Raw genomic sequence first — 22403 nt, 5'->3', positions numbered from 1 at the left:
CTTAAATTATTTTTTACTCCCCCGTTTCAGCAGCAGCACGGCCATAAAGAAGAGGCCCAGGGTTACAATTCCGCTAACAAAAGGCGCTTTTTCCGAAACGATGTAGCTTTTGCTCAGGTAGCCAAGCTCGACCAGATAGGTCCCGGCTTCCTCTTCCACATGCTCGAATTCCAGACCCGTGCCCACCCCGGGCTCAAGCTTTACTGTCTTCGTGTCTTTGACACTGCCATTTATCCGGAGCTCGACTTCGGTTTCTCCTGCCAGGTTCCCGGAATTTTCGATGTTTACGCTAATCTTCACGGCCTTCCCGGCTTCGACCGGGTCAGGCTCAATAAGGAGTTCCGAGAATATGAATTCCGCAGCCAGGGCCTTTACCTCGATGCTCGTCTTTCCTTCTTCAAAGTCCAGGAATGTGGCATTGACCATGTAGGTCCCGGGCGCAAGCGGCTTGTAGGCGACGGTCCCCTCCTTCGAGGTCTGTTCCTCAAGCTTCTGCCCTCCGAAATAGATATCGGCCCCTTCAACAGGGTTTCCTGGAATAGAATCTCTGACCAGGATGCTCAGCGTATCCCCTACAAAAGCCGGGTCAGGGGAAATCGTGATGTGCAGTTTCCGTGCTCCTTCCTCAATGACGTCAAAGTCCCAGCTTGCGGAGATATAACCTTCCTTTTTCGCATGGACTGTAAAACTGCCTGCTTTCTCCGGGGTGTAGCTTATATTTCCAGAATCAGGAGTGGTCCCGAGGCTTTCTTCCTCGATAAGGACCTCGGCTCCGCCCACGGCCGCCCCCCGGGCAGTTATCATTATCTCAACCGGCTGGCCCAGGACAAGCGTATCGGGCAGATCGATTTCAAGCTGTTGCCCTTCGGCTCCGCTTTCGATCTCCACAAAGGGATAGAACCTCAGGACATCAGAATCGGCCACCCTGAAACTGACATCTCCCATCAGCTCAATGGTATCATCTCTTGAAAGGGAAATCGAGTCTTCGTTTTCAAGTATTATCCCATCCCCTGAAACCAAACTTACTTTCATTTCCTTAAATGAGGTGTCAGAATCGATTTCCAGGAATTCATCCGAGACCTGGAAGACCCCCTCCAGAAACACGGCGTTTGTCTCGGCTCCGCGGAAGATCTCACTGACATGGACGGCAATAAGCGGGACATCTTCGGCTCCATTCACATCGATTTCATAAATGTAGTCGCTGCCGCTGGCCAGGGCTTCCGTGTCAAGGAGTTTTCCGTCTCTGTACAGTTCCATCAGGACCTTGTCCCCGTTAACGTCGATCTGGGCCGCTTTGAGGGAATAGTCTTCTTCCAGGAAAAGGGATGAACCCGTATAGAGCGACTTTTTGTCGTCCTCGTCGATGATCACACGGGAAAGGAGACTGTCCGAAAGCACGTTTACCTGCTTTGAACTGCCAAAGGCCCCTTCGGGATAGCCCGCAAAGTATTTTTCCGCAAGGAAGCCGATGACCTCGTAGCTGCCCCATTCTTTTCTCTCAAACTCCACAGGTTTCGGGCGCGTGGTATAGACGAGCTTTCCTTCATCGATTGTTTTGCCGTCGAGGTTCTCTATCAGCAGGGACTCGGTGGAAACGTTTTCGTCAAGGTCATAATAGAAACCTTCGAAATTGAAAGGAGTCCATTCAAGTGTCTTGAAATCCTCGTCATACACGGTCCCCCGAAGTTCATACATTCCAGACTCGGACATATCGACCTCGGGGGCGAAACGGAGTTCTTCGGCATCCGCGACCCGGATTTTGAGTTTACCCATTATGTCAACCGTTTTGTCCCTGCTCAGGGAAATGGAGTCTTTGTTTTCCATCTCTATACCTGATCTTGAGAGCGAACTTACCTCAAGCTCTCCGAACTCGTCCCCATTTTCAATTTCAATGTAGTTGTCCGAAATCTGGAAGACTCCCTCCGTAAAGACGGCGTTTGTCTCGGCCCCGCTGAAGATCTGGGAAAAATAAACGATAATTACGGGCACGTCCTCGGCGCCCCCGAGCTCCGTTTCATAGACGTAGTCCTCGTTTGAGGAAAGAAAAGCGTCATCCATGACCTTTCCATCTTTTTCGAGCCTTACCCATACCGTGTCCCCGTTCAAATCGACTTCCAGGACACTGAGGGTATAGTCTTCCTCAAGGAGCAGCGAAGAGCCGGTATAAAGAGATTTTTTGTCGTCGGAATCGATCAGCACTTTAGAAAGCTGGCCATCCGAGATAAGGCTCAGAGAGTCATCCGCAAACTTGGAATTATCCGTATACCCGGCAAAGAAGCGCTCGGCCATAAACCCTATGACCTGGTATGAGCCCCAATCCCCGTATTCAAAGTCCGTTTCTATGGGTTTTGTGAAATACTGCAACTTTTTATCTTCAATGCTCCGGCTGCCATTGGTAAGTGAAATCGTCATATTTTCGGAGCCTTCCCCGGTATCCAGGTCATAGTAAAACCCCGAATAGGTCTGCGGGGTCCAGGTATAGCTAAGGCTCTGGTTGGTAGTTTCGTCCCAGATTCGGTCCCCCATGGAACCCGAAATAGCTGTCGCAGGCCCGATAAGTATTCCCAGTATTAAAATCAAAAATAACTCTTTTATGAATTTATCAATCCCCATGTAGAACTCCCCTTTATAAGTAAAATCTGAAATGGAATGAGAAACAGATGTTACAAAAATCCACCCAACCCCTATATTATAGGATGGAATTTATAGAAATATATGCATATCAGAGTATAAGGGGTTTTCTGAAGCGAGCAACTGCAAAATAAAAATTTATATGAAAATCGGAATGAAAAAAAAAAGGAAGATATAGCGTCAGAAAAAAGCATTATCCATTCCAACCAATGGATCTGATTGTATCCGATGAAAAATTGTATTATGTATCAGGATCAATCACATACGGAAAATACATAAGAGTTAAAGATCCCGAACAAAAATCGGCCAACACGATCAACTCTAAAAAAGTTAAAATCGTGAAATATGGGAAAGGATTCTGTTGGATAGATAAACAGATACCATGCTAAATAATACCCAGATTAAACAATACATAACGACGCATTCATCCCCCACCTGCCAGTTCCTCCAAAGTCGGAACTGTCGAGGAAGGGGCCTTCTGCTACGAGAGGTAAATGCATGGAAACCCTCGGGTTAAACAGCATGAACCTTCCAGTAAGCAACCAGGGAATTGCTCTTAGTTGTTAATTTATTACTTTTGGCCCACATAACATTTTATAGCCCTCCTTTACGATCTTTTTTCTCTTTTCCTTTCCTCTTTTACCGAACCCGGCAAATAAGCTTCTGAAGCCTTTGACTTAACGAACCTGCTACAATAGCTCACTTCTCCGAATCTCCCCCCAAAAACCTCAAGCTTCGAGCCCCTACCGGCAGCCGACATCTCCTGAAGAAGCTCACATTCCCCATTCCCGGCTGATGCAAACTCGAATACAACATAAAAACCCCGGGGGCCTGCTAAAGTGAAACCGGGGAAAAAATAAAAAAGGCCCTTCTCTATTTTGAAGGATGAGTTCCCTTTCCCTAAACTTTGGGACTAACAAACATAAAAAAACAAGTTCTATAGATGATAAAAGCTTCTTGACTGGCGTATACAACAGGATAATAAAAGAACGACTTTTTTATATGGTGCCTTGAACACCAAGATATTTAGGATAAAAGAAATAGCAGGGCGAGGGATTTGCACCCTCTTTCATCTTTGGTGCAGGTATGATTCTCGCATTTAAAGGCATATAACTCAAGGGCATATAACAAGGGAAAGCTATATTCTAAATCCCTGCACCAAGGATGCTTTCCATTGTAAATGTTCCTTTCAAAATCATAATTTCTCCTGAAATGTATGTACACAGGATGCTTAGAATTACGTTCCCTATGCCAATCATAAATATTATGAATATTATGCCTATGTCAATTACGAGATGTGACCCTACACATATTGAACTCATCTAATTAATGACTATTGCTATAAAAACATAATCCTTTTTCACTCTTTGTTTCAATGTTTATTCCTCATCTCTATTCCCTCACAGAAACTATTCTCATTTATTTTTTCATTTTTTGCTTATTACCTGTGATAAAACTATAGAACATGTTAGGTTCAATAAAATCACAATCTTTTTTATTAAGATTGGTAGTTTTAATTATTCTATCCATAGCTTTCTTTTTTTTATTATTGACCCCAACTTTTTTTGCACGGTTTGAAACGCAGCATGCCTTTAAATTCAGATCTTTACAATAACCATTTTTACAGAAACCATTATTTAATTTTAGTTTGTTATAAGTATTTATTATCTGATTTGCTGCTCCTTCAAAGTCAGTTCCTTTTGTCTCAGTAATAATAAGAGAGTTTTTTCCGGTAGCATCATCTGAATAATAGACAAGCAAGTCACAAATTTTTTCACCGGGTTCATTCATATTAAAGAATTCCCGAAATTTTGATTTTGGGTTATTTTCATCATCTATTAAAAAAAACATAGCTCTTTCAGAGTTTGAGTCTTTTAATGTAAAGCTCAATTTTGGACTTTTAGGATCTATATCTTTAAACGAAGTTCCTTGCACATAGCACGAAGTGACAAGCATATTGAAGGGCATAAAATACCTCACTCAATTTCATAGTAAATTTCTGAAATTTCTTCGCCAACTTCACTAAACGATTCCAAATCAATACTTCCATTTTCTTCAAGTATACTTTTAATACCGCCGTTCCCAAAATAGTACACTGAAACGTTTTCTTTTGAAATGAAGGCATCTCGTCTTTTTAAGTAAAATGAGCTTTCCAAGTTTAGCTGTTCACTATCAAAGGCCTTAATTAGACTCTCAAGATGGTTTGCCATATAAGGACTGTGGGTAGTGAGCATCAAATTAACCCCAGAATTCACAAGCATCACTAAAAATTCAATAAATTTTGCTTGGTTAATAGGATGAAGATTCATTTCTGGTTCATCAATTACAAGAAGATCATTATTATTTAAAAAACACTTTAAATATACGGATAAAGGTGCTAAGTCTTTAACTGTAGAGGATACAATTGGTAACTCAAGGAGTACATTATTATTTTCCTTATATCTATAATAAAGGTTAGAGACTCCATTGTTTTCTTTATCTTCATTACACTCCAGCATTCCATTCAAAAGTTCATTTTCTAAAACATTTGCCAGATCAAAAAACTTATTTAAACTTTTATTATTCATCCTTTTTTTAAGTGTTGCATTATATTTTGAAGATTGTTTAATTATTCCTAATAAATAAATCATATTGTTTATTGGCATAGGAGGCATAATGGAATCCATCGAATCAAATTGACTATCTTGCTCCTTATCATTTGTTTTATTACTCACAATAACCTCTGAGGTTAGAAGGGCTAGAATACCAGTTCTTTCAGCCGGTAAATACCGCACATTGTAATACAAAGCTCTGTGTATAGACCGAAAAATAGTTTTGTAAATCGAGTTAATCAATATTTTTTTTGGCAATTCCTCTTTCCTATTTTCTGAGAGATAAAAATAAATTAAAGAATCTTGCTCATCTTTATGTATTTTGACTATTGGCTGTCCGTCCTTATCAGGGGATATTTGTTTATCAATAGATTCTTGCAAAAGTTTGTTTATTGGATTTTTTAGATTAATATCTCCAGTTATAGATATCGATAAATTATTGAATGGAACATTGTCTGTGGAGAAGAACCTGTTTAGCCACAAAGGTAAAAGTTTTGAAAGATTATTAAAATATGAGACCCCATTGTCTTTAAAAAATGTAATAATGTCAATTTTTGCATTTCCTCTATCAAAAAGAGTCTCTATAAGGGCCTCAATTTCTGGATACTTTTCTTCCAGCTTTCCATCTAAAAAAGAACTAGTGTAAATTTTCCAACTCATTGGACCAAAAATACCCGCGATCCCATAAGCAGCCCACGTTTTTCCAGTATTATTAGGTCCTATAAAAACAGTTAATGGTTTTATTTCAACTTGACCTTTTATAACTGCACCCAGATTTTCAATATCAAATATCACTAATTTTCCCTCATAAGGTATAATTGTATTAAGGTATTGTAAAGTTACTCAAAGGAGAACTTTTGGAGCTTTTCCTCTTTATTATTCCTATCTTTTTCCGCTTCTTAGGAATTTATTCTTATCTCTTCTAATCCTTTGTATATGAGAATCTATAAAGCTTTATCCTATCCTTATTGATATTTGATCTTTTTGAAACCTTGTAGATTGTTTGAATTTCGTTTTTTGAAAGGAAAACATGCTCAATTTCATAATTTCTCCTGCGCTAATCTCGAAAATGATCTGTATTGCTGGGGGATACGCATTTTAGGCATTATTTTAATGTTTTTTGGTTTTGTAGTGTTTAGTAGCGGGACTTTTGTAATGGCCTTTACTCAAAACGCTTCTTCTAATATTTTCTGGATTTCTGGAGTTTGTATGATGCTGTTAGGTGCTTTCAGTGAGTATAGATCATTCAGAAGGCATGGAGTTTTCGTTTATATGAGGTAACTATGAAAAAGGAGTTCATATCACAAAAAACAAACATTTCTTTTTTGAGAAACTGCGGCAAAAGGCTGCCGGAATTAATCAGTTACCTTATGCACCTCTCAACATTTCGAATCTCTATTTTCTATACCTTTTAATTTCGATGGCGGTAGTTTGCAGTATAGATCATCAATTTCTTTTTTTCGAGTAATTCTATCGTCAACAATAAAATTCAATAATTTAAACAAAGTGTAAGCAGTTTCCTTATCGTCTTCCAAATCTAATATTCCAGGATGAACTGATTCATTCCCAATAACACGTACCAAATCAAGAGCTTTTTGGACTTCGGGAGGCAAACCTTTTTTGACTAAGTTACCGATATCACCATCGATATTTTGTCCCTTTTCTCCAAGATGAGGCATGAGTTTTTGCAAAGCAAGCCTTAATAGTGCCGATGAAGCTCTAGGTGAAGTTTCAACAACAGACATGGCCTCCAAATAATCAGCTTTTACATCTTCAGGCATATCATCAGAAGGCAATGGTGCAAGAGAAACTCTTGGAAAAATCATATTGTCTTCAATCCAAAAAGCGTATTTGCCACAGTGACTACATTTACTTAATGAAGTATCGCAAACATTTTCAACACCTAACTTCCATCGAATCGAAGAACCCGGATCCAATTGCCTAGAATTACCCTGCAAATCATTGCTTTCTTTGTAAATGGGCAACCGATCTATTTGATCATCATAAGTATGAAAAATAATATACCAGCTTTGATGTGCAAAAAATTTGCAATAAGGACAATTAAATCCGTTACTTCTGTAAGAAGGTTTTATGTAAGGAGCTTTCATTGGAAACCATCAATATATGTTTTTGTCTTAATCTATATTAAAATATGTGATATGTCTCAAAACTAAATCTGTTTGTTATTTACAGAAGAGTTTTTTTCTCTTGATATACTTTATTTTGGCACGTCAAAGACCAATATTGTTAAATATATTTCTCTATTGGAATCGTTATTATGGCCAAGTATAAACCTGAACCCAGTTTCTGAGTTGTACTTAATTTCTTTTTTAAAGTTGGGATGCTCCTTTACTATTCCTGGAATTTGAGACAAGACATTGGATAAATCCTTATTTCTATTAAATATGAATATAGCAGTCTTTGTATCTCTCCAACTCAAATAACCAAGTATCTGATCAATAGTTTCTTTGAAAACACCCCCGCCTTTCCAAAATTTACATTCTGAAATGAAAATATTTTTCCCATTCTCTCTAATTAATATATCCGTTTTTCCTTGATAGTTAAATGTTTCACCAGTTGCTTGGCCTTCATAGTGTCCATTCAATTGAACAAGAAAATGTTGTCTAATATCTTCTTCACCCATATCTTTAAACGCTTTTGGGCTCCGTTCCATAACTAGAGTCATGTTGCTGACTACATTAAGAATATGCTCGTAGTTCTCCATATCTAATGCTGGTTCTGGTACGAAACTCTCTGTTGAAGCTACTGGAGGTTTAGGGATGCTTTTTCTTATTGTAGGAACGCTGTAGGTTGTGGGCATTCCACTTCTTTCTCTCAAAGGGAAGCCAAGAGCTGAGACAAGATTATTATCTCTCAGTAGTTTTTCTCTTCGAGATATTATTTGTTGCTCGATGGCTTGAGATATAGAATTATTAAATTGTCTCACGTCCTTCTCAACAAAACCCAAGTAATCTTTTATATAACCAATTTGTCTATCAATTCCATTGTTTACAAACTCAGATGTTTTATCTTTAAAAGAGAAAGGGACGTGTATTTCTTGACCTACTAACGTACCTTCAAAAATCTGACCAACGTAAGAACGTGAAGGCTTGTATTTAAATAAAACTGAATCCCCCTCAAAAGGGATATACAAGGTAATCTTTGTTCCAGTCACATAATAGGGCTTATTACTATCTCTAAAGTGTAGACTTGGATCTCTCGATACATCAATTTCTACTTCATTAGAGTCAATAGAAATTTTTTCTTCTTGAAGAATAGGTGGTGCAAGTGTATATTTTTCAACTAAGTACTTAGAGTAATCAGGGACATTTATATTTAATATATAATTAGAATTTTTATCTTTGATTTCTCTAAGCGCAGACTCCTTTTGTTCTTGGAGGAAATTTCTTAAATCTCCAGTATTGAATAAATAATTAGAACCATACATCTTATCACTCATTTACACTTATTTTTTATACATACAGTTGGATTAACGAAAAAAAATTAATCAAAAATAACCTTTCGTGGAGGAAGCTCTACATTCTCTTTCTCTTTTTCAGATCCCTGGGAATCTTTGCTTATCTCTTCTAATCCCCGGTAAATGAGAATCTTTAAAGCCTCATCCTTATTGACATTTAATTTTTTTGAAACCTTGCTGATTGTTTGAATTTCGTTTTTTGAAAGGAAAACAGGCTCAATTTCATTTTTTCCCCAGCGCATCAGCATTACATTTTCAATTCCTATGTTTTTTAGCTGAGCCACACAAAATTCGACCGCGTGAACTCTACTCGAAAACACTTTTTCTTTAATCAATGACTCGATCCATCCAAGAAGATCACTATCAAGAGTAATGCTAAATCGCTCTTTCATCATGTATGTATAAGTTTTCTGCATTGAAATACTATTTTGTTATTTTTACATCAAAAGGAATCTATATATATCAAAATGATTCATAAAGATGATAAATGAATCATTTATGATGGATGATGATTCCCATGACTCGTAAAACTATCACATTCGACCCTGACGATGAAAAAATTCTGGATCGGGTCGTAAACGTTGAAAAGCAATATGACAGCTATTCTGCCGCCGTCCGCCGTGCTGTTCGGTTCACCTTTCGAGAAAAAGAAGAGGTGGCCGCATGACCGAAACCACAGCGACAGAATCAACGCCTAACGCTTCCGCAAACGTCTTTTTTTTCAGTAGAAACCGGGGGGTTGGGGCATGAGCGCAGACCTTACCTCTCCTTCCTCGCAGGCCCCACGCCCTGACCCTGAGAACCTCACATTTGAGGAACTCCGGAAACACCCGCTTATTCTGGAGTTTGCCGGGATAGACGAAGAAATCGCAAAGCACCACTCGAAAATCCGGTATTTTTCCAACATCTGCAAGAAGATCTGCGAAAGCGGACCCAAATAACTCAGCGTGTAGTCGAAGGCTGGTCACGACTGCAAAAAAAAGATATCCAGCGCTGGCTCGTGGCAGCCGGCCCGAACACAATGTCAAAGGCGGTTAAGAATTCTCCATTTTCGGCGGTTTAAAATTCCCCAATTCTCAACCTATACAGAAAGTTTGAGGATTGTAAATGATGTTGGAAATGAAGGACTGGTTAGTCAATCACCCCCCACTAAAGTGGGAGGCTTGTTTCGGCAAGCCTTGATTGACCAGCTTAAGTCTTAATTGACTACGTTGGATATGTCACGATACATTTGGATGCTTCCTCAGTCCAATTCCCTATCGTGTAGCATTAAAAGTCCTGAGAGGTAGGGGCGGTGTGCTACACATGACAAGCATATTCAACATTGGCGAGGGGAGATAGTTTAAAAAACTACGTTACCTGCTACGGGAACTTGTTTCAAAAGCAGAGTGGAGAAATCCAAACGTGGAACGGAATGCCTGAAAGTTGACGGCATTCCTCCCACGACTAAAGTCGCAGGCATCCTGCCTGAGGAATCATGAGGAAATACCTCAACATTCAAAAAATGAGTGCCTCAGTACTCATAGGGTTCATCACAAATCAGCAAAAGTACTCATCACAGGCACTCAATCCGAAATAATACTTAATGATACATGTATTTGATTATAAACTTTAAGGATTCAGGCCCCTTTATTTTTTTTCCAGCTCACCTTTAATTTCTTCCGCAAGCTTCCGGGCAGCTTCCGCAGGATTCTCGGCCTGGTAAATACCCCTTCCGACAATCACCCAATCAGCCCCGGCCGCGATAACATCGGCTGCGCTTCCTCCCTGGGCCCCGACGCCGGGAGAGATGATGGTAAGCTTATCCCCAATGATCCCCCGGATCTCTTTTACGCGCTCTGGCCGGGTGGCAGGAGCAACAAGCCCGAAAGCTCCGGCTTCAAGGGACATCTTTGCGATGGCCTCGGTTACGGGCTGGAAGAACTCGGCCCCTCCGGGGTGGCTCATTTCGCTTACCACGAAAACGTCCTTTCCGGCCTCTGATGCGGTTTTGACACAGGCCTCAAGACTGTCTTTTCCGGTGAAGCCCTGGACAATCACGGCCTCGGCTCCGGCCCGGAAAACCTGTTCACAGATCAGGCGGTCGGTGTTCGGGATGTCGGCGACCTTGAAGTCCGCGATAACAGGGGCCATCTTTGAAAGCTCGGTCACGATTTCAAGGCCTGTCGCAAGGACGAGCGGGTATCCTACCTTAATTGCGTCCACGTATTCCCTGACGTCTCCGGCAATTTTCAGGGCCTCGGCCCGGTCGGTTACGTCGAGGGCAAGGATCAGGCGGGTATTTTTCTCCATGTATTTTAACTCCTTTAAATAATCTAAAAATAATATAATAGTTATCTATGTTTATTAGTATCAGGTACCAAAATTCTCGAATTAATTTCGAACAAGGGCTTAGGAATGATTAAAATATAATTCAAAATTTGATTTCAGGAATTGCTCTATACTCATACAGATTGTGTTTTTGTTGGTAGAGACGTTTGGTGTGTGTACTCAAACCACGGAACACACGGAACACACGGAAAAAGAACGCAGGAAGACGATAATTACGGTTTCTCTGGCATTTTTTAGTCCTCTTGAGCTCGCAAAGCGAGCGAAAAGGACCCCGTGCTGTTGCACTTGCAGTGCAACTCCCAGTAAATCTTCGATTTACTGCGATCCCGAAGCGGAATTCGGGTGGTTAAGAAATGGTAAACAAAAATCCTTGATATTATATTTGAATCATTCCTAGCCTTCTCAAATACGGTTCTGGCTGTTTTGAACACTTCTCTGCTTATATACTTTATCTCGGCCTTTCGGCCCACACTGAAAAAACCGAATAGGGTTATATCCTGCTATAAGAATATAAGAAATGAACTAAAATGATAAGGTACGAGAACATCGGAATCTCATTCAATAATAAAAAGGTCCTTTCAGGCTTCAACCTGGAGATTGGCCCCGGGCAAAAGGTCCTGCTGAAAGGAAAATCCGGAAGCGGAAAATCAACCTTATTCAAGATACTCCTGGGTTTCGCAAAACCGGAGGAAGGCACGGTATATTTTCAAAACGGGCCAATCGGGCCTGAAAATATATGGGAACTCCGAAAGGCGGTCGCCTACGTCTCCCAGGACCCGGACCTCGGGGAGGGGCGGGTTAGTGAGCTGATAGAAGATATCTTTTCCTACAGGGCAAATCGGAAACTCTTCGACTCCGGAAAACTGCGCCTGCTCCTGGACGAATTCGAGCTTGAGGAGGACACGCTTGAAAAAAACTATGAATACCTCTCAGGCGGGGAAAAACAGAGAATCGGGATAATAATCGCTCTCCTTCTGAGAAGAGACGTCTTTCTCCTTGACGAAGCCACTTCGGCGCTTGACGTGGGCCTGAAAGGAAAAGTTGCGGATTATTTTCTGAGCCAGAAGAACTGGACGCTTTTCATAATTTCCCACGACTCCGAATGGGAACGTGAGGGTGTGAAAGTAGTAAAACTCGGAAAGCATATCGAAAGCGAAAAGACCATCGAAAGCGGAAAGCACACCGAAAGCGGAAAGAATACTGAGAGGAGGGTTTTTGATGTCATCCCCTGACATATCAGTCCTGTCGCTCGGGTTCTGCTTCCTGCTGCTTTTCGTACCTCTCCTGATAAGCCGGGCAATAAAGCTTGAAATCAGCCAGGAAACCCTGGTCTCGGTCACGCGGATGACGGTTCAGCTCGTGCTGGTAGGCATCTTTTTAACCTTCGTTTTTGACCTGAACAACGGGCTTTTGAATGTCCTCTGGGTCCTGGGTATGGTTGGGGTTGCGTCCTCCACAACCGTCAGAAATGTCGGATTGCGGCTGGATAAACTCTTTTTACCCGTTATTATCTCCTTTTCCCTGGCAAACCTGAGCGTGCTCCTGTACTTCAACGAATTCATCCTCAGGCTTGACAACCTTCTGGAGGCCCGCTACCTTATCCCCATAGGAGGCATGCTACTCGGAAACGCCCTGCGGGGAAACGTCATAGGGCTCGGGGAATTTTATACGGATATCCGGCGAAACGAAAACAGATACCTCTACGCCCTCTCCCTCGGGGCCGGGAAATACGAGGCCCTCCTGCCCTACATAAGAAAATGCCTGCACTCGGCCCTCCGGCCCACCCTCGCAAACATTGCAACCGTCGGGCTGGTTTTTCTGCCCGGCATGATGACAGGGCAGATCCTGGGAGGGGCAAGCCCGATTATCGCCATAAAGTACCAGATTTCCATAATGGTCGCAATCTACGTTTCAACAGTCATGAGCACGACCTTCTGTATATTCAGCACCATAAAAGTCTCATTTGACGAATACGGGCTGGTAAAAAAGGAAATCTACAAAGAAAAATGAGAAGATAAGCGGAAAAGTGGAAAAGCGGAAAGACAGGCCGGGCCCCCCCCACCTTCCCGCCTACGGAGGTCGTGTCAAACCGCAGGTTTAACAGGAGTTTCTAATCTTTGATTAGAAACATCGAGGAAGGAGTCTTCTGCGACACGAGATAAAACCTGAGCGAGAAACCCCTGAGACTTATCTCAGGGGTAGTTGACGCTCAAGCGTAGCCTGTAATATCCTGCCCCAGCGGAGTGGTCTTTTTCACGCACTCCTCCCCATGCACGGTCATTTCTTCAATCATTTTTTTAAGCAGGGAGGGATAGATCTGGCCCACCTGCTGCCATACGACTTTTCCCTTGCAGAAGAAAATAAGGGTCGGTGTACCCTGGACCCCGAACCTCTCCGCCGTCCAGTTGTTTTCGGAAACGTCCAGCATGGCAAAGGTCACCGAATTTTTAAACTCCTCGGAATACTCTTCGAAATAGGGCTCCATGGCCTTACAGAAAGGACAGGTGGGGCTTGTAAACATTACCAGAACAGGGGTTTCCCCGGATTCTACCATCTTTTCCCAGCTTGCGTCTTCGACTTTTAGAACATAACTTTCACCCAATAGCAACACCTCCAAAAAGCCCGGTTTCTTCCCCGGGCCCGGAAACATGATTTAATTACATTTGTATTGGAATTTTCAGATATATATGTGCTTATGAGATTCGAAAAAAAGGCTACACCCTTCGAAACCTTACTTCTCGCGACCCCTGCTACGGATCAAGAATAGGAACTGAAACAGGATGTACTGGCCCTTTTACTGAGATTTCAGAACAAAAAAAAGATCAAAAAATACACCATTAAAAGCTACTTAATTGGTCCACTTGAGTGAGCAACGCGAGCGAAACGGACACCGTGCTTTGGTCTGCTTGAGTGAGCAACGCGAGCGAAACGGACACCGTGCTTTGGTCTGCTTGAGTGAGCAACGCGAGCGAAACGGACACCGTGCTTTGGTCTGCTTGAGTGAGCAACGCGAGCGAAACGGACACCGTGCTCCCGAAGCGGAACTCGGGTAGAAAAGGAACAAGGGGAAAGAACTGATAACACAGTTCTGTCTCATAATCTTACATTCCGACCGCCATTTCAGGTCTGAAATGCAGATTTGTTTTCGTCAGGGAATTAAATTTCATTTTTTATATCAAAGAAAAGTTAGGATCTCAAAGAGAAATACAGGTATCAGGCGAAGAGCACTCGCAGATTCATGGATTTTTTAGGAAGAGAAACCTCTTTCTCTTCTGCTTCGGAACCCATGATGTCTTCAAAGCATGTGCTGCACAGGTGACGGTCCTCAAAGCAGGACTCCTCTTCCTTTACCGTGGCCCCGGCAGGCTTTGCAATGGCTTTTTTGAATACGTAGAATTCTTCACTGAACTCAATTGGCTGGCCGCATCTCGAGCACACAAAGGGTGGGTTCTCGACGGCATCAATTGCACAATCAATGCATATAATGTCTGATTTATCTCCCTGTACTTCACTGAACAAAATAGGTCTCATGTCAAGACTGGTATCTACTACCAGAGCGTCAGCCTTCAATTTCCGACTGCAGATGTTACAATACCCAGGCATTATGTTTCCTCCTCCAAGATTATATCAAATAAATCTTTTCCCAGAGAGTTATGGTGCCATTTTTCCAGACCGGAAAAGGATTTTAATAAGTTTGATTGACCGTTTTAATTTACTATGAATATAAAGGAAAAGTTTCCTCGTTGTAGAAAGCTGCATTTCAGGAACTAACTGAAGTAAAACGGATTGTAACGACATCAGATTAATAAATATTCCAATGTCTATGGAGGCCTGTAAAGTCTGACATTTCCAGACACTTTTAAGAAACCCGTTTCATTTCAGAGCTTATCCAACCTGCTCCTGAGAACAATTTACATTCAGGTTTTTTTCAAACAGCTCTTTTAACTTTCCTAAGTACATATTGGTTTTGAAAGTATATACAGTTATTCATTTTATCCTAAATAGAGGCCTATTCATAACGATTAATAATTATATGGTTCATATGAAATAAAAATTCATAACGAGCAATAATAATCTTTCCGTTGGAAAATAATTGCCGGTCATAAAGCTCTCCCGAATTTCCTGAAAAAGAACGTTCGTACCAGCTCCATATTTCCAGATTGCATACCTTGACAAAGGATATATCATGCCGGGCCCAGATAATATGCAAAAGGCAAAAGAAAGACTGCTCAAAAGGAAAACAAAGGATATTCGGGAAATTTCTTAATTAATGATTCATTTCAGTTCTTAATAGTCAATCCTGCTCTATTATATCCTACAGGGGCTGGACCATGCGAGGGACCGGAGAAATGCTCAAACAAAGATTCGTACTGGATACAACGGCACTTACGGACATGCAAGCCCGCGAGGTAATGGGCCAGCCGGAGCTCTGCGGGGGGATGAAAGCAATCCTTGAGCTCATAGCTGACGCCCGCCTCAATTTCGGGATTAGCTGTTACGTCCCATATCCGTCGGTGTATAAGGAAATGTATGAGTTTGCAAGCCACAACAACTGCGACCGGGAAGTGATGGCGAAGATCGATACCTGGCTTGTGAAAAAGTCCCCTGACCGCTACAATGTGGACGTCACCTCTCAGATCTTCCACGAATACGTATCCCACATGCGGGAGAGGATTAACCGGGGCATGGGGGTTGCGGAAGACGCCATATTGGAGGCCGCCTCTCAGTGCCTTTATCTGGAAAAGCCCGGTAACCGGAATAAGGAAATGAAAGACGAAATCGAGAGGGAAGTCATAGGCAGCATCATCGGGAAATTCAGGAACAAATACCGGGCAGCCCTACGCTACGGGATTCTGGACAGTGCCCCGGATATAGACGTCCTTATCCTTGCCAAGGAACTGGACGCGGCCGTTGTTGCAAGTGACTACGGGATAGAAAAATGGGCGGAGCAACTGGGGGTCCGCTTCGTGCCCGCCAGTACATTCCCCATGATGATCAGGGAGTACCTGAAGCACGGGCCGGGGTTGAGAAAAACAGTAGAAGGAGAAGGCGGGAATATGGAAAATATAGATAAAGAGGAATAATCTCAGAGTAATCTCAGAATATCAGAGTAATCTCAGAATATCAGAGTAATCTCTGATTAATTTTATAAAGAAGTAAAAACGGATTCAAAACCCGGAGGGTTGAGTCTGCGAAATATCATAATAGAAGAGTTGAGAGCTTCGGAAATCCACAGGCAGCGGGTTGAGGTTGTCGAGAGAAAGGGCCTGGGGCACCCGGACTATATCTGTGATTCAATAATGGACCGGGTCTCGGTTGCCCTCTGCGGGGAGTACCTGGAAAAGTTCGGGACCATACTGCACCACAACATTGACAAGGGCCTGCTCGTTGCGGGCGAGGTTGAGGGGAACTTCGGAGGCGGCCAGGTCATAAACCCTATGCGACTCATTTTCGGAGACAGAGCAACCTTCGAGGCCGGAGGGGTGGAAATCGATGTAGAGGGCATCGCCGTTAGAAGCGCAAAAGCCTGGCTTTCGGAAAACCTGCGTTTCATTGACCCTGAAAGCCTTTTCTATCAGGTGGAACTGAAAAAAGGCTCTGCCGAACTCACCGACCTCTTCAGCCGGGGAAAGAAAATCCTGGGGGCAAACGACACCTCCGCAGCTGTTGGTTATGCCCCCATGAGCCCCACCGAGCGGCTGGTGCTCGAGTGCGAGCGCTACCTAAACTCCGGAAAATTCAAAAAGGAATACCCCGAGTCCGGGGAAGATATCAAGGTCATGGGCCTCAGGCAGAACTCGGAAATCCACCTGACAGTTGCCATGGGGCTCATAGACCGCTTTGTGGAATCCGAAGAGGCCTATTTCAGGCAGAAAGCCGAAATCCTGGAACGAATCGAGGAATTTGCAGCAGGCTATGCGGAATCTGAAAACGCTGAAAAGGAAAACGCGGAATCAGGCCCCGGCCTTTTCCTGAAAACTTCGGCTTCCCTGAACACCCTTGACATGCGCGGCCGGGGGATGGAAGGGATCTATACAACCGTCACCGGGACGTCCGCCGAGGATGCTGACTGCGGGCAGGTCGGGAGGGGTAACAGGGTAAACGGAATCATCCCCCTGAACCGCCCCGTAAGCAGTGAAGCCGCAGCCGGGAAAAATCCGGTGAGCCATATCGGAAAAATCTATAACGTGCTCTCCCACAGGATCGCGGACCGGATTTACAGGGAAATCCCCGAAATCGCGGAAGTCTATGTCTGGCTCCTGAGCGAAATCGGAACCCCCATCGACATGCCGCAGATCGCCACCGCCCAGCTTATAATGAAAAATGGGGCGGCAGGGGATGTGGAAGCAAAAGCTGCCGAACTTATGGAAAAGGAGCTTGAAAACATCGGAGCGTTCTGCATGGAACTTGCGGCCGGGAAAATCCCTATCTGCTAAGGAATGAGTCAAATATAATATCAAGTATTTTTGTTTACCGTTTCTTAACCACGGAACACACGGAAGGACACGGAAACCGGCCTGATGGCCGGTGAGTACGCCGGTCCTTTAAATACCCGAGTTCCGCTTCGGGAGCACGGGGTCCGTTTCACTCGCTACGCTCGCTCAAGCAGACAAAAAAACGCCAGAGCAACCATAATAGTCGTCCACTCGCATTCTTTTTCCGTGCTTTTCCGTGACTTTCCGTGGTTTGGATGCACACACTAAATGTCTCAATCAACAAAAATACAACCTGTATGGGTCTAAAGTGATTTCCTGACTGAAAATATGAAGTTATTTTTCAACTATTCCTAAACAACACCAGAACAACCGTAATTATCGTCTTCCGTCCGTTCTTTCCGTGTGTTCCGTGTGTTCCGTGGTTTGAATGCACACACACCAAACACCCCCTTACACAAAAACACAACATGTATGAGTATGAAACAACTCCCAAAATAAAACCTGAAGTTATATTTTCACCATTCCTAAGGGATATTTTTCCATAATTTTTCTATTTTCTTTTTTCAGCTTTCAGATTTTCTTTTTTCAGCTTTCAGATTTTCTTTTGTTCAGGCTCCGGCCAGGAAGGAGATAAGGGCGAAAAGCATTGCGAGTTTGAAGAATTTTGAGGACTTTGTCGGGTTATTTTTAGCGAGCAGCTGGAAGATGGCCGCAAAAAAGCCCAGGTCTGCGAGGATGACCAGATAGAGGAAGCGGGTGCCTAAAATTCCTAGGAGATAGGGAAGGGGACTTAAAATCACCGCAAGAAAGCCTATGCCGGCTGCAAGGTAGCCGGCCTGTTTGGCTCCTATGCGGATGGGCAGGGTATCGGCTCCTCCTTTTTCGTCTCCTTCCATGTCCTCGATATCCTTTACGACTTCCCGGGCCGTGATCGCGAGAGCTGCGAGCAAAAAGAGCACTGAGAGGACTTCCAGGCCCTGGGTGCCAAAGACCGAGGCTCCGAATAAAAAGGTTGAGCCTGTAAGGTAACCTATGCTCAGGTTACCAAAGAAGGGGGTGCCTTTCAGGGTCTTTGCGTAGAAGATTAGGAGCAGGGAGTTAAAGAGAGCGATAAGCCCGCAGACCGGGTTTATAAGGAAGCCCAGGACACTGCCCAGGGCAAAGAGGAAAAGGGATAAGTAAAGGGCTTCCTTCGTCCCCACCCTCCCCGAAGGGATCGGGCGATCAGGTCGGTTTATGGTGTCAATTTCAACATCAAAATAGTCGTTTATGGCGTTTCCGGCCCCTGATACCAGGAAGACTACCAGGAAAACGAGACCTGCGGAAGAGAAAGGGAAAGGCCCCGGGTGATAGGAGGAAGTCGGGAGATCTCCCGTTAAAATATTATAAGCTATGGCCACCCCTATAAGGGCCGCAAAGCCTGCCATCAGGCAGTTGCCGTACCTCATCAGTTCAAGATATGTGCGCATTCTACCGGACATCAGAAGATAGCAGCGGTATAAAGTATTAAAAGTATCGGATTTTTCCGGCTCCTCTCCGACTCAGTTTAGCTGGAAAAAGAATCCGGGAAAATCCGGACCTGTGGAAAGGCCGGATAAGTGATTTTTGAGGTGCTGTCCTTTTTTTGAACAGGGATCTTTTTTAAAATTTAAGAAATCGGTTCATTTGTTGATTTTTACTTCGAGCATCCTGTCGAGAGCCCGCTTTGCCCCGGCCCTCACGGCTTCGGGGACGGTTATGACGGTCTGCATTTTCTCAAGAGAGGCCAGGAGGTTTTCAAGGTCCACCATCTTCATACTGGGACAGCAGGCGTATCCTGACACGCAGTAAAACTTCTTATCGGGACTTGCCTTTGAAAGCCCATGGAGGAGTCCGCATTCTGTCCCTATGATAAATTCCTGGCTGGAGGACTCCTTTGCGTACGTGATCATTCCCCTGGTGCTCGCCACCTTATCAGCGAGTTCGAGGACTTCGGGCCGGCACTCGGGGTGCGCTATAAACCTGGCTTCCGGGTGTTTTTCCTTCATGCTCAGGACGTCGGCCTTCATGATCTGGTGGTGACAGGGGCAGTGCCCTTCCCAGGGAATTACTTTTTTATCCGTGTGGGCTGCCACGTAAGCTGCCAGGTTCTTGTCCGGCACAAAGAGGATTTCTTCGGCTTCCAGGGAATTTACGACTTCCACCGCGTTTGCGGAAGTGCAGCAGATGTCGGACTCGGCCTTGACTGCCGCCGAACTGTTGACATAACAGACTACTGCCGCATGAGGGTGTTTTTTCTTCACTTCCCTGAGAGGGCCCACGTCCGCCATGTCGGCCATCGGGCAGCTTGCGTCGATTTCCGGCATAAGCACTGTTTTATCGGGACAGAGAACTGCTGCGCTCTCTCCCATAAAGTGTACACCGCAGAAGACTATGACGTCCGCGTCTTGACGTACGGCTTCCTGGCTCAGGGCCAGGGAATCCCCCACAAAATCCGCGATATCCTGAACTTCAGGCCGGGAATAATAGTGGGCAAGGATTACTGCGTTTCGTTTTTCTTTCAACTCTTTGATCCGGTCTATAATTTTTGCTTGCTCCATTAAACCACCCGGAAAAACTTAAAATGGGAATTTAAATAAATGGTCTGAACTCAAGATAGAAAGGTGAGTTGTGACCATTTAAGAACTTATGATTATTTAAAATGTCAAACTGTTGTGAACCTTTAAGTTTACTTGATTTCCTGTTTTAATTTACACCTGCCTCATTGACAGTAAATGAAAACTGGCCTGCTGCCTGGGTGAATACAGGGAGATACGTAACATATTATATAAGTATTCGACAGCTGATATAAAATCCATTTAAGCTCATATCAAGTTTACTTGAGTTATCGCTCAAACATATACGGGACGTGCCGCTATTTTTTGTGGCTTTCAGGTCCCGATCTGAATCGGATTTGCAAGCTTTTTCAGGGTGGATACCGCTGAGAGCGCTGCAAGGTAACTGGTGCGTGGATTTTCAGGGGAAGGTAGATTTTCAACCCTGGTCGTGAACTTTCCAAAGGCCCCTTCCACAGAGATTTCATGCATGTTTCTGGAAAGTCCGGGGTCTGCGATAATTATTACCTCCGTCCGCTCAAAACCGATGCCGGCGAGGCTGATGGTTGCGGCTACGTTTACGTTTGCAGGAAAAGCCCTGACAGCTTCTGCTGCGGACCCTTTGAAAATAAGAGTTTCTCCCTTAAGCTTTTCGAGTTTTATGCCGTGCTCGACCACAAAAGGAGCCCCTAAAAGGCCCGCTGGAGGCTTTCTGGTGGTCAGGGTAACCCTGGAAATATCAGCGGCGGACGCTGAATTCAGTCCGTCGATTCCCACGACTGCTCCCGAGGGGAAATAGATTTTGCAGTTATGTTTGCGGGCAAGTCCGAAGATCTCTTCTCTGAGTTCCCGGTCCGCAAAGGCCCCAACACTCAGGACCATCACGTCGCAGCCGGCTTTAAGGGCCACGGGCAAAATACTGCGGACCGCCTTTTGGGAGGCGCATTCCACAACAAGGTCCACACCCTCGACAAGCTTCTCAAGCTCCATATATGTCGGGTTGCACGTTTCCAGGGAAGAAACAAGTTTCAGAGCTTTTTCTTCCGTAGCATCGTAGAGGGCATAAAGTTCCATGTTAACATCTCCGCGCTCGATGGCCATGCAGATCTGCCCTCCGATAAACCCGCAACCGACAATTCCTACTTTCAGCATTGCAAACTCCTGGTAAAATAATCAATATATTAAGCGTCTTTTCTACTTTTCTGAGGTCCCGGCTTCCAAAAAATTTAAAAATTTTTTCCAACATTTTTCCAAAATATTCCGGAATAACTTATTGGGACCGAATTATAAGAGTTGCTGTATATCTTTCCCATCCTTAAGCTTTCTGTTGGGAAGTTTTTTTCCGGCTTTCCCAATTATCTCGATTATTTACCAGGCAGGAAGCAGCCACATCAGAAAGAAGAAGCCGTACCTCTTATAAGGAACATGGGCTATAAAGTAGCCGGGGTACGCATTATGTTTATCAAAGAAATCGAACAGTTCATAGAAGAAGACCTGGGTCACGACGACATTTCCTGTACTCTGGTCCCGGACAGGCCCGCAGAGGCAATCATTTTCACAAAAGAAGCCTGTACGATCGCCGGGCTCGGAGAAGCCGGTGCAATTTTCAATTACCTGGGTGTCCGGGCTGAAACCACCCTGAAGGACGGGGACGAACTGAAAGCAGGAGATACAATCTTCAGACTTAAAGGAGGAGCTGTCTCCATCCTCAGGGCCGAGCGCCTGGTCCTGAATTTCCTCGGGCACCTGAGCGGGATTGCAAGCCTTACTAGCAGTTGCGTGAAACTGGTAAGGAAACATTCAAAGAGTACAAGGGTGGCATGTACCAGAAAGACCACCCCGGGCATAAGGAAATTCGAAAAAAAAGCCGTTGTTGCCGGAGGAGGGGACTCGCACAGGTTCAACCTTTCGGATTCCATCATGATAAAGGACAACCACATCCAGCTTATGGGAATCGAAGCCGCGATCAGGGCCGCCGGAGAGGCCAGTTTCACAAAGAAAATCGAGGTGGAGGTCGAATCTGTGGATGACGCGGTTCTTGCCGCAGGGCTCGGGGCAGACATCATCATGCTAGACAACATGACGCCGGAAGAAATAGTCAGCACCCTTAAGACCCTTGAGGAAAAAGGGCTGAGGCAGTCGATCCTGGTCGAAGCCTCGGGTGGAATTTCCTGGGAAAACCTGGAAGAGTATGCAAAAACAGGAGTGGACGTTATTTCAATGGGGGCCCTCATCCATAAAGCCAGGTGGACTGACATAAGTCTGGAGGTTACCACCTATGCGAAATGATAGAAAGAAATAAAGGAAAATCGATAAGGATTAATTGATATATAAATATATATATTATCAATCTTAAAATCTG

General features: G+C 43.9%; 19 protein-coding genes. 7 read left to right on the top strand and 12 right to left on the bottom strand.

Translation table 11 applies throughout. The features are described 5' to 3' along the window. Nucleotides 1-6: 6 nt before the first annotated feature. From ACZ5QV_RS11630 to ACZ5QV_RS11605, 6 genes are all read right to left on the bottom strand, one after another. Complete coding sequence (locus ACZ5QV_RS11630; RefSeq protein WP_464599962.1) at nt 7-2613, bottom strand: S-layer protein domain-containing protein; 2607 nt, start codon at nt 2611-2613, stop codon at nt 7-9. A 1437-nt stretch (nt 2614-4050) separates the two neighbouring features. Beyond that, nucleotides 4051-4599, bottom strand: coding sequence for a hypothetical protein (locus ACZ5QV_RS11625; RefSeq protein ID WP_464599961.1), 549 nt, complete (start codon nt 4597-4599; stop codon nt 4051-4053). A gap of 8 nt (nt 4600-4607) precedes the next feature. Further along, on the bottom strand, nt 4608-6017 hold the full coding sequence (locus ACZ5QV_RS11620) for an AAA family ATPase (RefSeq protein WP_464599960.1): 1410 nt from the start codon (nt 6015-6017) through the stop codon (nt 4608-4610). 584 nt (nt 6018-6601) lie between these two features. Then, nucleotides 6602-7330 carry a DUF4145 domain-containing protein gene (locus ACZ5QV_RS11615; protein WP_464599959.1) on the bottom strand — a complete coding sequence of 243 codons (729 nt, stop codon included), beginning with the start codon at nt 7328-7330 and terminating at the stop codon, nt 6602-6604. 110 nt (nt 7331-7440) lie between these two features. Further along, nucleotides 7441-8682, bottom strand: coding sequence for a hypothetical protein (locus ACZ5QV_RS11610; RefSeq protein WP_464599958.1), 1242 nt, complete (start codon nt 8680-8682; stop codon nt 7441-7443). A gap of 44 nt (nt 8683-8726) precedes the next feature. Beyond that, on the bottom strand, nt 8727-8984 hold the full coding sequence (locus ACZ5QV_RS11605; RefSeq protein ID WP_464599957.1) for a hypothetical protein: 258 nt from the start codon (nt 8982-8984) through the stop codon (nt 8727-8729). Between the two features lie 233 nt (nt 8985-9217). On the opposite strand from ACZ5QV_RS11605, the gene ACZ5QV_RS11600 reads away from it, so the two are divergent. Continuing rightward, nucleotides 9218-9367 carry a hypothetical protein gene (locus ACZ5QV_RS11600; protein ID WP_464599956.1) on the top strand — a complete coding sequence of 50 codons (150 nt, stop codon included), beginning with the start codon at nt 9218-9220 and terminating at the stop codon, nt 9365-9367. Nucleotides 9368-9446: 79 nt separating this feature from the next. Next, nucleotides 9447-9641, top strand: coding sequence for a hypothetical protein (locus ACZ5QV_RS11595; protein ID WP_464599955.1), 195 nt, complete (start codon nt 9447-9449; stop codon nt 9639-9641). 688 nt (nt 9642-10329) lie between these two features. Here ACZ5QV_RS11595 and pyrF read toward each other — a convergent pair. Further along, nucleotides 10330-10992, bottom strand: coding sequence for an orotidine-5'-phosphate decarboxylase (pyrF, locus tag ACZ5QV_RS11590; RefSeq protein ID WP_464599954.1), 663 nt, complete (start codon nt 10990-10992; stop codon nt 10330-10332). Nucleotides 10993-11558: 566 nt separating this feature from the next. Here pyrF and ACZ5QV_RS11585 point away from each other — a divergent pair. Together ACZ5QV_RS11585 and ACZ5QV_RS11580 are read left to right on the top strand one after the other, a co-directional pair. Beyond that, on the top strand, nt 11559-12263 hold the full coding sequence (locus tag ACZ5QV_RS11585; protein ID WP_464599953.1) for an ABC transporter ATP-binding protein: 705 nt from the start codon (nt 11559-11561) through the stop codon (nt 12261-12263). Next, nucleotides 12250-13041, top strand: coding sequence for an ABC transporter permease (locus tag ACZ5QV_RS11580; protein WP_464599952.1), 792 nt, complete (start codon nt 12250-12252; stop codon nt 13039-13041). Before ACZ5QV_RS11585 ends, ACZ5QV_RS11580 begins: the two co-directional genes overlap by 14 nt. 199 nt (nt 13042-13240) lie before the next feature. Here ACZ5QV_RS11580 and ACZ5QV_RS11575 read toward each other — a convergent pair whose 3' ends face one another. After that, nucleotides 13241-13642, bottom strand: a complete 402-nt coding sequence (locus tag ACZ5QV_RS11575; protein WP_464602099.1) for a thioredoxin family protein — start codon at nt 13640-13642, stop codon at nt 13241-13243. Nucleotides 13643-14244: 602 nt separating this feature from the next. After that, nucleotides 14245-14550 (bottom strand): hypothetical protein, encoded by a 306-nt coding sequence (locus ACZ5QV_RS11570; protein WP_464599951.1) that lies wholly within the window; start codon nt 14548-14550, stop codon nt 14245-14247. Between the two features lie 830 nt (nt 14551-15380). Here ACZ5QV_RS11570 and ACZ5QV_RS11565 point away from each other — a divergent pair. Then, complete coding sequence (locus tag ACZ5QV_RS11565; protein ID WP_464599950.1) at nt 15381-16115, top strand: RNA ligase partner protein; 735 nt, start codon at nt 15381-15383, stop codon at nt 16113-16115. A 105-nt stretch (nt 16116-16220) separates the two neighbouring features. Next, nucleotides 16221-17468 (top strand): methionine adenosyltransferase, encoded by a 1248-nt coding sequence (locus ACZ5QV_RS11560; RefSeq protein WP_464602098.1) that lies wholly within the window; start codon nt 16221-16223, stop codon nt 17466-17468. Between the two features lie 608 nt (nt 17469-18076). On the opposite strand, the gene ACZ5QV_RS11555 is transcribed toward ACZ5QV_RS11560, so the two are convergent. The 3 genes from ACZ5QV_RS11555 to ACZ5QV_RS11545 form a co-directional block, all read right to left on the bottom strand. Then, nucleotides 18077-18949: a geranylgeranylglycerol-phosphate geranylgeranyltransferase gene (locus tag ACZ5QV_RS11555; protein ID WP_464599949.1), complete on the bottom strand. Its 873-nt coding sequence runs from the start codon at nt 18947-18949 to the stop codon at nt 18077-18079. Nucleotides 18950-19129: 180 nt separating this feature from the next. Beyond that, the gene (gene nadA / locus ACZ5QV_RS11550) at nt 19130-20047 is read right to left on the bottom strand and encodes a quinolinate synthase NadA (RefSeq protein ID WP_464599948.1); all 918 of its coding nucleotides are present in this window, start codon (nt 20045-20047) and stop codon (nt 19130-19132) included. A 330-nt stretch (nt 20048-20377) separates the two neighbouring features. Further along, nucleotides 20378-21193 carry an aspartate dehydrogenase gene (locus tag ACZ5QV_RS11545; protein WP_464599947.1) on the bottom strand — a complete coding sequence of 272 codons (816 nt, stop codon included), beginning with the start codon at nt 21191-21193 and terminating at the stop codon, nt 20378-20380. 303 nt (nt 21194-21496) lie between these two features. Here ACZ5QV_RS11545 and nadC point away from each other — a divergent pair, with 303 nt between their 5' ends. Then, nucleotides 21497-22330, top strand: a complete 834-nt coding sequence (gene nadC / locus ACZ5QV_RS11540; protein WP_464599946.1) for a carboxylating nicotinate-nucleotide diphosphorylase — start codon at nt 21497-21499, stop codon at nt 22328-22330. The last annotated feature ends 73 nt before the right edge of the window (nt 22331-22403 follow it).

This window comes from Methanosarcina baltica, from assembly GCF_055394095.1.
The sequence above is the reverse complement of the archived record's forward strand: the minus strand, read 5'-3'. Positions and strand labels throughout refer to the sequence as shown.